This is a genomic window from Streptomyces marokkonensis (assembly GCF_039539045.1).
GTDB lineage: Bacteria > Actinomycetota > Actinomycetes > Streptomycetales > Streptomycetaceae > Streptomyces > Streptomyces marokkonensis.
In genome coordinates, this window is sequence record NZ_BAABCQ010000206.1 from 1 (window position 1) to 12,759 (window position 12,759).

General features: G+C 73.7%; 5 protein-coding genes. 4 read left to right on the forward strand and 1 reads right to left on the reverse strand.

Going from position 1 to position 12,759, the window contains the following annotated elements; genetic code table 11:
- The 4 genes from ABEA26_RS32165 to ABEA26_RS32180 all read left to right on the forward strand — a co-directional run.
- Positions 1-6,140 (forward strand): type I polyketide synthase (locus ABEA26_RS32165; protein WP_425587933.1); only part of this gene is annotated, 6,140 nt, incomplete at its 5' end.
- A gap of 61 nt (positions 6,141-6,201) precedes the next feature.
- Positions 6,202-7,458 carry a crotonyl-CoA carboxylase/reductase gene (gene ccrA / locus ABEA26_RS32170; protein ID WP_345597122.1) on the forward strand — a complete coding sequence of 419 codons (1,257 nt, stop codon included), beginning with the start codon at positions 6,202-6,204 and terminating at the stop codon, positions 7,456-7,458.
- A gap of 59 nt (positions 7,459-7,517) precedes the next feature.
- The gene (locus ABEA26_RS32175) at positions 7,518-8,714 is read left to right on the forward strand and encodes a cytochrome P450 (protein ID WP_345597124.1); all 1,197 of its coding nucleotides are present in this window, start codon (positions 7,518-7,520) and stop codon (positions 8,712-8,714) included.
- Positions 8,715-8,791: 77 nt separating this feature from the next.
- Complete coding sequence (locus ABEA26_RS32180; protein WP_345597126.1) at positions 8,792-8,986, forward strand: ferredoxin; 195 nt, start codon at positions 8,792-8,794, stop codon at positions 8,984-8,986.
- Between the two features lie 101 nt (positions 8,987-9,087).
- Here the strand turns inward: ABEA26_RS32180 and ABEA26_RS32185 are convergent, their stop codons facing one another.
- The gene (locus ABEA26_RS32185) at positions 9,088-12,609 is read right to left on the reverse strand and encodes an ATP-binding protein (protein ID WP_345597127.1); all 3,522 of its coding nucleotides are present in this window, start codon (positions 12,607-12,609) and stop codon (positions 9,088-9,090) included.
- Between the last annotated feature and the right edge of the window lie 150 nt (positions 12,610-12,759).

The window sequence follows — 12,759 nt, forward strand, 5'->3', positions numbered from 1 at the left end:
AGCGCCGCGACCGCGGCCTCACCGCGACCGCCGTCTCCTGGGGCCCCTGGGCCGACGGTGGCATGGTCCAGGACGGCGACGACGAGGAGCGGCTGCGCCGCCGCGGCCTGCGCGCGATGACACCGGCAGCGGCGGTCACCGCGCTGCGGCGCGCGCTCGACCGCGACGAGACCCTGCTGACCGTGGCCGACGTGGACTGGCCGCGCTTCATCGTGCCGTTCACCCTCGGCCGGCCCAGCCCGCTGCTCGGCGACCTTCCCGAAGTGCGCGCGACGCTCACCGAGGAGGCACCCGAGGCGGGCCGCGGTTCCGGGGCCTTCGCCGAGAGCCTGTCCGGGCTGTCGCCCGAGGACCGCGCACGCGCGGTCGTGGACCTCGTACGCACGCACGCCGCCGCCGTCCTGGGCCACCGCACGGCGGGCGCGGTCGAGGCCGACCGGCCCTTCCGGGACCTGGGCTTCGACTCCCTGACCGCGGTGGAGCTGCGCAACCGGATAAACGAGGCCACCGGCCTCACCCTGCCCACCACGCTGGTCTTCGACCATCCTACGGCCGAGGACCTCGCCGGCCACCTGCTCGCCGAACTCACCGGCGTCCGTTCCGCGGACACCACCACCGTGGCGGCCGCCGCCGTACTGGACGAGCCGGTCGCCATCGTCGCGATGGCCTGCCGCTACCCCGGCGGCGTCAACTCCCCCGAGGACCTGTGGCAGTTCGTCGCCTCCGGAGGTGACGCCGTCTCCCAGTTCCCCGGCAACCGTGGCTGGGACGTCGAGGCGCTCTACCACCCGGACCCCGACCATCCCGGCACCACGTACACCACGCAGGGCGGTTTTCTGCACGACGCGGACGAGTTCGACCCAGGGCTCTTCGGCATCAGCCCCCGCGAGGCCATCGCCATGGACCCGCAGCAGCGCCTGCTGCTGGAGACCGCCTGGGAGACCTTCGAGCGCGCGGGAATCGCCCCCGACACGATGCGCTCCACTCCCACGGGAGTCTTCGTCGGCTCCGGCTACCAGGACTACACCGGGCGGCCGCTGAAAGTGCCTCAGGGCGTGGAGGGCTACCTCCCCAGCGGCACCGCGGCCAGCGTGATCTCCGGCCGGCTCTCCTACACCTTCGGTCTGCAGGGGCCCTCGGTCACCGTCGACACCGCCTGTTCGTCCTCGCTGACCGCCCTCCACCTCGCCGTACAGGCGCTGCGCGGCGGCGAATGCTCCATGGCACTGGCCGGCGGCGTGATGGTGATGGCCGGGCCGTCCGCCTTCACGATGTCGAGCCGGCAGCGCGCGCTCTCCGCCGACGGCCGCTGCAAGGCGTTCTCCTCGTCCGCGGACGGCACCGGCTTCGCCGAGGGCGTGGGCCTGGTCCTGGTGGAGCGGCTGTCCGACGCCCGCCGCAACGGGCACGAGGTCCTGGCCGTCGTACGCGGCAGCGCCGTCAACCAGGACGGTGCCTCCAACGGCCTGACCGCGCCCAGCGGCAGGGCCCAGCAGCAGGTCATCCGGCAGGCACTGGCCAACGCACGGCTCGAGTCGGACGGGGTGGACGCCGTGGAGGCCCACGGCACCGGGACCCGGCTCGGCGACCCGATCGAGGCGCAGGCACTGCTGGCCACGTACGGCCGGGAGCGGACGGACGGGCGGCCGCTGTGGCTGGGCTCGCTGAAGTCCAACATCGGCCACGCGCAGGCCGCCGCGGGCGTCGGCGGTGTCATCAAGATGGTGATGGCCATCCGCCACGGCGTCCTCCCGCGGACGCTGCACGTGGCCGAGCCGACCCCGGACGTCGACTGGTCCGACGGCACCGTGCGCCTGCTCACCGAGCAGACCGCCTGGCCCGAGCGGGACAGGCCGCGGCGCGCGGCCGTCTCCTCGTTCGGGCTGAGCGGAACCAACGTGCACACCATCATCGAGCAGGCCCCGCCAGAGACGCCCGCCGCCGGGACCGCGGCCGACGACGAGGCGGCCACCGCGGCGCAGGACGCGCCCGCCGGCCAGCCCCTGGACGTCCTGCCGTGGACGCTCTCCGCGAAGACCGCCCGGTCCCTGCGTGAGCAGGCCCGCCGGCTGCTGGAGCACCTCGAAGGCGACGACGGGCTCTCGCTGCCCGACGTCGGCCGCGCCCTGGTCACCACCCGAACCCGGCTGGAGCAGCGGGCCGTGGTCGTCGGCCGGGACTGGCAGGAGACGCGGGCCGGGCTCGCGGCGCTCGCCGACGGCACCCCCGCGGACACCCTGGTCCAGGGCACCGCGGCGGCGTCCGGCAAGGTCGCCTTCGTCTTCCCCGGCCACGGCTCGCAGTGGACGGAGATGGCCCGCGAACTGCTGGAGACCGCCCCCGTCTTCGCCGAGCAGGCCGCGGCCTGCGTCGAGGCGTTCGCCCCCTACCTCGACTGGCCGCTGCTCGACGTCCTGCGCGCCGAATCGGGCGCACCGGACCTGGCCGGGGTGGAAGTCGCCCAGCCCGCGCTGTTCACCGTGATGGTGTCGCTGGCTGCCCTGTGGCGCTCCTACGGCCTGGCACCCGCCGCCGTCATCGGCCACTCGCAGGGCGAGGTCGCCGCCGCCTACGTCGCGGGCGCGCTGACACTGGAAGACGCGGCCCGCATCGTGGTCCTTCGCAGCCGCACGCTGACCCGGCTCAGCGGCAAGGGCGCCATGCTCGCGATCGCCATGCCCGCCGACCGGGCCCGCGCGCGGCTGGAGAAGTACGGCGACCGCCTCTCCGTCGCCGCCGTCAACGGGCCCGCCGCCCTTACCGTCTCCGGGGAACCCGGCGCGGTCGACGACCTGCTGGCGGAGCTCAAGGCCGAGGGCGTGCGCGTGCGCAAGGTGCGCGGAGCCACCGGCGCCGGACACTCCGCCCAGGTCGAAAGCCTGCGCCCGGAACTGCTGGAGCTGCTGGCCCCGGTCGCGCCGGGCCCGGCCGCCGTCCCCTTCTACTCCACGGTGACCGGCGCGGTGCTCGACACCACAGCCCTGGACGCCGAGTATTGGTACCGCAACGCCCGGCAGACCGTGGAGTTCGAGCGGACCGTGGGCGCGCTGCTCGCGGACGGGCACGGGGTGTTCGTCGAGTGCAGCCCGCACCCGCTGCTGGCCGACGCGGTGCAGCAGACCGCCGAGGAGGCCGGCGCCCACGCCGTGACCGGTGCCTCGCTGCGCCGGGACCAGGGAGGCATGGCCCGATTCCTGCGCTCCGTGTCCGAGCTGCACGTCAGCGGCGTCCCCGTGGACCTGACGGTCCCCTTCGCCGGGCACCCGGTGCGGCGCGTGGACCTGCCGACGTACGCCTTCCAGCGGCGCCGGTACTGGCTGGAGAGCGCCGACCCCGTGCCCGCGGGCACCGATCCCGTCGAGGCCGGGTTCTGGGAGCTGGTGGAGAACAAGGACCTGGCCGGGCTCGCCGACCGGCTCGGAGCGGAGGACGCCGCCCTCGTCGGCCCGGCGCTGCCGGTGCTGTCCGCGTGGCGCCGGCGCAGCCGCGAGCAGTCCACGGTGGACAGCTGGCGCTACCGCGTCTCCTTCCGGCGGCTGACCGAGCAGCCGGTCCCCGGACTGCACGGCCAGTGGCTGGCCGTCCTCCCCGCCGGGCTGGCGGACGAGCAGTGGGCACCCTGCGTCGCCGGCGTGCTCGGTGCCCACGGCGCCAAGGTGCGCGTGCTCGAACTCCCCGTCGACTGCGACCGCGCGCAGGCCGCACGCCTGCTCACCAAGGAACTCGACGGCGAACAGCCCACCGGTGTCCTCTCCATGCTCGGCCTGGCACCCGGCAGCCACCCGGCCCACCCGACGCTGTCCGCGGGCCTCGCCGCGACCGTCACCCTGGTGCAGTCGCTGGGGGACGCGGACGTCCGGGCACCGCTGTGGTGCGCGACCCGCGGAGCCGTCTCCACCGGAGCCGACGACCCGCTGCGCGACGCCGGCCAGGCACAGCTGTGGGGACTGGGCCTTGTCGCCGCCCTCGAACTGCCCCGGCGCTGGGGCGGTCTCGTCGACCTGCCCGAGAAGCCGGACGAGCACACGCTGCGCCACCTGGCCGAAGCGCTGGCCCAGCGCGAGGAGGACCAGCTCGCCGTACGGGCCGACGGTGTGTACGGCCGGCGCATGGTCAGGGCGCGGCCCGCCGAAGGAGAACCCGTCGCACCGTGGCAGCCCCGCGGCACCGTCCTCGTCACCGGTGGCACCGGTGGCGTGGGCCGGCACCTAGCGCGCTGGCTGGCCGACGCGGGCGCGCAGCACCTGGTGCTCACCAGCAGGAGCGGGCCCGACGCCCCCGGCGCGAAGGAACTGCGGGCCGAGCTGACCGCCCTGGGCGCCGAGGTGACCATCGCCGCCTGCGACATGGCCGACCGCGACGCCGTCGCCCGGTTGCTCGCCGGCATCGAGTCCCGGCACCCCCTGACCGCCGTGCTACACGCCGCCGGCTCGGCACGCTCCTCCGTGCTGGCCGACTCGAACCTGGAGGAGTTCGCCGAGGCCGCGGCCGCCAAGGCCACCGGCGCCGTCCACCTCGACGAGCTGCTTGAGGGCCACGAGCTGGACGCGTTCGTGCTGTTCGCCTCCGGAGCGGGTGTCTGGGGCAGCGGCGGCCAGGCCTCCTACGCCAGTGCCAACGCCTTCCTCGACGCCCTGGCACTGCGGCGGCGGGCCCGCGGCCTGACCGCGACCTCGGTCGCCTGGGGCGGCTGGGCGGGCGGCGGCATGGTCGACGGTGCGGTCCAGGAGCGCGGCGAGCGGCGCGGGCTGGGCCTCATGGACCCCCAGCTCGCGATCACCGCGCTGCGCCAGGCCGTCGAGCACGGCGAGGCGACCCTCACCGTCGCCCCGATCGACTGGGAGAAGTTCCTGCCCGCCTTCACGGTGGGGCGTCCCAGCGCACTGCTGGCCGAACTGCCCGACGTACAGCGGCTCCTGGCCGCCGAGGAGAGCGGGGAGCCCGACTCAGAGGAGTCCGGCGGAGCGGAGCTGGCCGCCGAACTGGCCAGGCTGGAGCCGGCCGAGCGGGAGGAGCGGCTGGTGGAGCACGTCCGCTCGCAGAGCGCCGTGGTCCTCGGGCACAGGTCGGCCGAGGACGTCCTGCCCACCGCGCACTTCCTGGAACTCGGCTTCGACTCGCTCACCGCGATCGACCTGCGCCGGCGCCTGTCGGCGGCCACCGGGCTGCGGCTGCCCGCCGGACTGGCCTTCGACCACCCCACGCCCGCCAAGCTCGCCAGGCACCTGCTGACGCGACTGCCGGGCGCGGGCCGGGGCTCGGCGGAGGAGCGGCCCGCCGACATGCTGGTGCAGCTCTACCGGCACGCCAGCGAGAAGGGGAAGGCCGCCGAGGCCATGGGGATGCTGATGGAGGCGGCCCGCTTCCGGCCCTCCTTCGAGCGGCCCGAGGAACTGGCCCAGCGGCCCGCACCGGTGCGGCTGTCACAGGGGGACAGTCCCTACGCGGTGATGTGCCTCTCGCCGTACGTCGTACCGGCCGGGGCACACCAGTACGCGCGGTTCGCCGCGCCGTTCCGCGACCGGCTGGACATGTGGGCGCTGGCCAACCCCGGTTACGAGAAGGACGAGCCGGTTCCCGCCGATCCGGACGCCGTGCTCCAGCTGCACGCCCGCACCGTGCGGGAGTGCGCCGGCGGCAAGCCGGCCGTCCTGCTCGGCTACTCCTCGGGCGGCTGGCTCGCCGTCGGCGTGGCGGCACACCTGGAGGCCATGGGCGAGCGGCCCGCGGCCGTGGTGATGGTCGACAGCTTCAGCCGGGAGGTGCCCTTCGACCACCAGGTGCTCAACGCGATGGCGCAGGCGCAGGCGCAGCGCCTGGACTACATGAGGTCCGGCGGCGAGCAGCTCACCGCGATGGGCCGCTACCTGCACCTGTTCGAGGACTGGGCCGCGCCGAGGACCGCCGCGCCGACCCTGCTCGTACGGGCGGGCGAGTCCATGTTGGCCGGCGCCGCCGACGGCGACGGGCGCGCGGCACCGCCCGAGCACGTGGACATGGTGGTCGAAGTGGCCGGCAACCACTACTCGATGCTCGAGGACCACGCCGGCACCACCGCGGCCGCGGTGGACACCTGGCTGGCGGAAACCCTCACCGGCCCGGCCGGCCCCGCCGCACCCGAGGACGCAACGACCTCTTGACCGGCCCGCGGCCCCCGCGAGCCACCCCAGAAACGGACAGAGCACAAGTGGGAGAGAGAACATGACGAAGACCCTGTATGAGGTGGGCGAGCTTCCGCCGCTCGGCGAGGTACCCGCGCAGATGTACGCGGCGGTGATCCGCCAGGACCGCTTCGGTGAGCCGAAGCAGGCGTTCCGCACCGAGGTCGTCGACACCCCGCGGGTCGGCCGGGGCCAGGTGCTGGTCTATGTGATGGCCGCCGGCATCAACTACAACAACGTGTGGTCCTCGCTGGGCCGACCCATCGATGTCATCGGGATGCGGCAGCGGCAGGGCGAGACCGAGGACTTCCACATCGGCGGCTCGGAGGCATCCGGCGTGGTGTGGGCCGTCGGCGACGGTGTCCGCAACGTCAAGGTGGGCGATCACGTGCTGGTCACCAGCGGCCAGTGGGACGAGACCGCCAAGGACATCCGGATGGGCGCCGACCCGCTGGCCTCGGGGAGCTTCAAGGCCTGGGGATACGAGACCAACTACGGCTCCTTCGCCCAGTTCTGCCGTGTCGACGAGTACCAGTGCCACCTCAAGCCCGCCCATCTGTCGTGGGAGGAGTCGGCGGCCTTCCTGCTCACCGGGCCCACCGCCTACCGGCAGCTGTTCGGCTGGCAGGGCAACACCGTCCGCCCCGGCGACCCCGTGCTGATCTGGGGCGGTGCGGGAGGCCTCGGCTCGATGGCCATCCAGCTCGTCAAGCTCGTCGGCGGCGTCCCGATCGCCGTGGTCTCCAGCGAGAGTCGCGCCGAGTACTGCCGCAGCCTCGGTGCGGCCGGCATCGTCAACCGCCGCGAATTCGACCACTGGGGCCGGCTGCCGGACGTCGGGGACGCCGAGGGGGCGGCGCGGTTCCTGCGCGGCGCCCGCGGGGTCGGCAAGAAGATCTGGGAGATCCTCGGCGAGCGCAGGTCACCGCGGATCGTGCTGGAGCACAGCGGTCAGGACACCCTGCCCACCTCGATGTACCTGTGCGACAACGCCGGCATGGTGGTGATCTGCGGCGGCACCTCCGGCTACAACGGGGACATCGACCTGCGCCACCTGTGGATGCGATCCAAGCGCCTCCAGGGCTCGCACTACGCCGACACCCGCGAGTGCCGCGAGGTCATCGAACTGGTCGGGGCCGGAATGCTCGACCCCTGCCTGTCCGCCTGCGAGAGCTTCCAGGACATCGGGCAGATGCACCAGATGATGCACGACAACGTACACCCGTCCGGGAACATGGCCGCCCTCGTCAACGCGACCCGGCGCGGCGAGACCACCCTCCCCCTGTCCGCCGCCTGACCGGCCCCGCGGCACCTCCCCCTCCACCTCCGCACCGAAGCATCGACGCAAGGAGAACCATGTCCGAGCCCACCGCCGCGCCCGCGGTCCCCAAGGCGCGTAGCTGCCCGTTCCTGCCGCCGGACGGCCTGGCCGACATCCGGGCCGCCGCCCCGGTGACCCGGGCCACCTTCACCAGCGGCCACGAAGCCTGGCTGGTGACCGGCTACGAGCAGGTGCGCGCCGTGCTGCGCGACCCCTCGTTCAGCGTCCAGGTGCCCCACGCGCTGCACACCCAGGACGGCGCCGTCACCCAGAAGCCCGGCCGCGGCAGCCTGCTCTGGCAGGACGAGCCGGAGCACACCGAGGACCGCAAGATGCTCGCCAGGGAGTTCACCGTCCGGCGCATGCAGGCGCTACGGCCGAACATCCAGCGCATCGTCGATGAGCACCTCGACGCCATCGAGGCGCAGGGCGGCCCGGTCGACCTGGTGAAGACCTTCGCCAACCCGGTTCCCTCCATGGTGATCTCCGACCTGTTCGGTGCCCCGGTCGAGCGCCGGCCGGAGTTCCAGGAGATCGCCGAGGCGATGATGCGGGTGGACCAGGACGTAGCCGCCACGGAGGCCGCCGGCATGCGTCTGGGCGGACTGCTCCACCAACTCGTCCAGGAGCGCCGGGCCAACCCCGGGGACGACCTGATCTCGGCGCTGATCACCACCGATGACCCCGACGGCGTCATCGACGACATGTTCCTGATGAACGCGGCCGGCACCCTGCTGATAGCCGCCCACGACACGACCGCCTGCATGCTCGGCCTCGGTGCGGCGCTCCTCCTGGACCGCCCCGACCAGCTGGCCCTGCTGCGCGAGGACCCCACGCTGATCGGCAACGCGGTCGAGGAACTGCTGCGGTACCTGACCATCGGCCAGTTCGGCGGAGAGCGCGTCGCCACCAGGGACGTGGAGCTGGGCGGCGTGCGTATCGCCGCGGGCGAACAGGTCGTCGCGCACCTCCTCGCCGCCGACTTCGACCCCGCCTTCGTCGACGACCCGGAGCGCTTCGACATCACCCGCCGCCCCGCCCCGCACCTGGCCTTCGGCTTCGGCGCCCACCAGTGCATCGGCCAGCAGCTCGCCCGGATCGAGCTGCAGATCGCCTTCGAGACCCTGTTCCGCCGTTTCCCGACCCTGCGGCTGGCCAAGCCCGTCGAGGAACTCCGCTTCCGTCACGACATGGTCTTCTACGGCGTGCACGAGCTCCCCGTCACCTGGTGACCCCCCGAACGCGGACGAGGACCCGGACGGACAGCAGCAACAGCAGGAAACGGACGAACAGGAAGGCGGGTCACGCCATGCGCATCACCATCGACCGCGATCGGTGCATCGGCTCCGGCCAGTGCGCCATGACCGCACCCGGCGTCTTCACACAGGACGACGACGCGCTGGTCACCCTGGTCCCGGGGTTCGAGGAGAGGACAGGGGACCCGCGCGTCCAGGACGTCCCCATGGCCTGCCCGGTACAGGCGGTCGAGATCCTCGAGAACTGAGCGGCCCGCCGTGCGGCGTGGAGTCCGCGACCGTGCGAGCGGTGGCCCCTTCGGAGCCGGGTGGCCGGTGCCACCGCTCGCCGGGGTCCTGCGGCGGTGCCTCACGAGGGCGGGGAGAAGGACGGACCGGGCCAGTCGCCGGAGCCCTGGCCCAGCAGTTGCTCGGTCAGCCGGATCGCGGGCAGTTCCGGGCTGAGGTACACCCGCTCCTGGTGCTGTTCGACGGCGGCCAGCATCGTCCGGAGCGTGCCCCTGGCCTCCTCGGTCCGCCCGCAGTGGTGCTGCGCCTGGCCCAGCAGGCCCAGATGGGCGGGGAGGCGCAAGCAGGTGTCGGACTGCCGCAGCCCGGTCAGCGAGGTGTGCATGAGGGCGAGGCCCTCGTCGTGATGCCCCGCGTGCACCAGGCCCCACCCCCTGACGACGCCCAGCATCACCTCCCAGTAGTGCAGCCCGTGTTCGCCCGCGACGCTGAGTCCCTCGTCGCTGGAGGCGAGCGCGGTGCGCGTGTCGCCCTCCCAGGCCGCCACGAGCCCGTCCACGTACAGCGCCAGGGAGCGGTCGTGGGGTCTGTGCCCGAACTCGGTCAGCCCCAGCAGCTCGCGCCGGCGCGCCCCGGCGGTCGGCCGGTTCCCCATGAGCCAGTGGGTGAAGGTGTCGTACGAGCGGATGGAGACACGCGGGTCCGGCTGAAAGGCGGTGGGCGCGGGCATCTGCCGCTCGTCGGCTAGGCGGTCCGCCATCGCGACGCCGCGCGTGAGTTCGGACAGCGCCTGCGGCAGCATTCCACGCACATGGAGCACGGCGCCTTCCCCGTACGCCGCACCGAGCACCGCCACGGGGTCCCCGGACCGCAGCGCGATGTCCCGCAGCTGGCCGGAGAGCTGCCGCACAGCGTCGTAGCGCCCGGTGACCAGGCGTGCCGCGCACAGCGCCCAGAGGAGCGCCGGGTCCTCGGGGGCCTGTGCGACCGTGCTGAGGGCGCGAGCACGCGTCAAGGCCGTCTCGACCTCGTGGTGGCCGTAGCCGCGCGTGGTGGCGAGCACCTGGCCGAGCTCGATGTGCAGCCTCTGCTCCAGCCGTACCGTGGCGGGGTCGTCCGGCGGCAGGAAGGCGATCAGCTGCTGCGCGCGGCGCAGCCACAGCTCCGCCTGCTCGAACGCGGGCGACCGCCCGGCGTGCTCCGCGGCGCGCAGCAGCCTGGGCAGCACCTGGGCGGGGGGCAGTGCGTCCTTGGCGTGCCAGCTGTGGTGCGCCAAGGGCGCGAGCTCCTCGTCGCCCACCTGCCCGCGCCGGCGTGCGCACAGCGCGTCGGCGATCCTGGCGTGCAGGCGCTGGCGGTCGGCGGGGGGCAGTTCGTCCAGCAGCGTCTCCTGGACCATGGCGCTGGCGAAGCACAGCCGCTCCGGATGGTGCGGGTCCTCCTCCAGCAGCCCGGCCCGGACGGCCGACTCCAGTCCGGTGGCGACCGGTTCACCGGGTGCGGCGATCCGGTGCAGCAGGTCGGTGTCCACCTCGGTGCCGATGGCCGCGCACGGCCGGAGCACGCGCAGCACCGGCTTGGGCAGCTCGGCGAGCCGCTGGTGCAGTGCCTCGCGTACGACGGGGGGGATGTAGGCCAGGAGCGTGTCGACCGCGTCCGGGTGGTGGAGTCTGCGCGCATTGCCGAAGAGCGAGAGCATCTGCATCACGGAGGACGGGTTCCCCTCGCTGCGCCGGTGCAGCACCTCGACGACCTCCGGGGCCACGCCGGGCCCCGCGTGCGCCTCGACCAGAGCGCCGACGGCGTCCGCGGAGAGCCCGCACAGCCGCAGGGTCTCGGTTCTGGGGCCGCGCAACACGTCGGAGACCTTCCAGCTCAGCGTCGCGTCCGAATCGGCGTGGAACGTCCGGACCGTGAACACGATGCCGAGCGGACGGCCCTGGCACCGAGTGCTCACCATCTTGAGCAGGTCCAGGGAGGCGGTGTCCGCCCACTGCAGGTCCTCCAGGAGCAGCACGAGCGGGTTTTGCGCGGCGAGGTCGAGCAGCACCTCGCAGACCGCGTCATGGGTGAGGAAGCGGGCTTGGGACGGGTCCGGGGAAGCGCCCGCGTCCGCGGTCCGGGCCGCCGGCCGCTCGGGCATGAGGGGGGCGAGCAGGTCGCCGTACGGCCATGCCGCCGCGCGGAAGGTGTCGGGCCGGGTGGTGGACAGCCGCCGCAGGACCTGGGTCCACAGCCAGTAGGCGGGGACGCCCTCGTCGGCGAAGCAGTGGCTCCAGACGACCTCCGGCCCGGTGGTCTTCTCCGGCGCCTCCATGCTTTCCAGGCGTGCGGCGAGTTCCAGGAGCAGGCGCGTCTTCCCGACTCCCGGAGGGCCGAGGACGCTGGCCACATGGCCGTGGCCCACGACCGCGCTCGCCGCGGCGGCCGTCAGGCGGTCCAGTTCCTGGCCGCGGCCGGTGAGCGGCGAAGGGGCCGCCGTCCACTCCGGCTCCGACTCTCCGTCGGTCTCCGGGCCGGCACCCGGACAGGCGGTCTCAGCGCCGACCGCCTGTCCGGGTGCCGGCCAGATTAACGCCCGCCACCGGCCGGTCCCGTCCGGCGTTCCGACGGCGTCCGCCCACGCCTCCGGCGGCGCGTCGGCCCGCGCCTTCGGGCTGCCGTTGCCCGCGGTCCTGTCCCCATCGGTGGCTGTGCCGGGTGTATCCGCCTGGCGGGCGCCGTCGGCCACGGCCTCGTCGTGCCCACGCGCCGAGACGGCCGTCACGCCGCTCCCGGTCCCGTTCCGCGGGGGCGCGACGGGCGTGAGGGGCAGCGCCGCGGTGGACGCGCGCGGTACCGCCGGCAGCCCCTCGGGCGGGGCACCCGCGCCCGGCTCCTGACTCAGGATCGCGTTCCTTACCTGGCGCAACTCGGCCGCGGTGTCCACACCGAACTCCTCGACCAGATGGCTGCGTGTCCGCTCGTACACCTCAAGAGCCTCGGCCTGCCTGCCGAGCCGGGACAGCGCCGTCATCAGATGGCCGACCAGCCGCTCCCGCGTGGGGTGGCGGCGTACCTCCCCGACCAGGTCGGCGGCGGCCTCCTCGGCCGCGCCGAGGGCCAGCCTCGCCTCCGCGCAGGACTCCACGGTGGTGAGCCGGATCTGTTCGAGGCGGGCACTCTCGTCGCTGAGCGGCGGGTGGCCGTCGAACTCCGCGTAGGGGGTGTCGCGCCACAGCCCGAGCGCCTCGGTGAGCCGGGCCAGCGCGGCGCGCGGATCGTTCTGCTCCAGCAGCCGCCGTCCGTCGGTGACCAGGAGCTCGAAGCGGATGGCGTCGACGTGCTCGGGATCGAGTTCGAGGACGTAACCGGGTCTCCTGTGCCGCAGCACCGAGTGCCTGCTCGTCCCGGCCGCGGTGTGCAGGGTCCGCCGCAGATGGGAGACATGGCTCTGCAGGGTGGCGACGGCGTGGCGGGGCGCCCCGTCGCCCCACAGTTCCTCGATGAGCAGCTCGGTGGGGACCACCCGGCCGAGGCGGATGAGCAGCAGGGCGAGCAGCGTCCGCCGGCGCGGCGGACCGAGCGGGAGGTCGTGCCCGTCGAGCCGCGCCGACATGGACCCCAGGACGCTCAGTCGAGGCCCGGCCGGGACGGCGGTCATGGACGACCCGTCGGCAGTCGAAGGCGCGGGAATGGGGGTCCCTCTGGTTTCTAACAAGTAGTGCCCCTGCTCGTCCGTCGGGAAAGGTCGAGTCGTGCCGGGAGGCGATCCGCTTCGGCCGGAGCCACGTTGCGAACTGCTCACAATGTC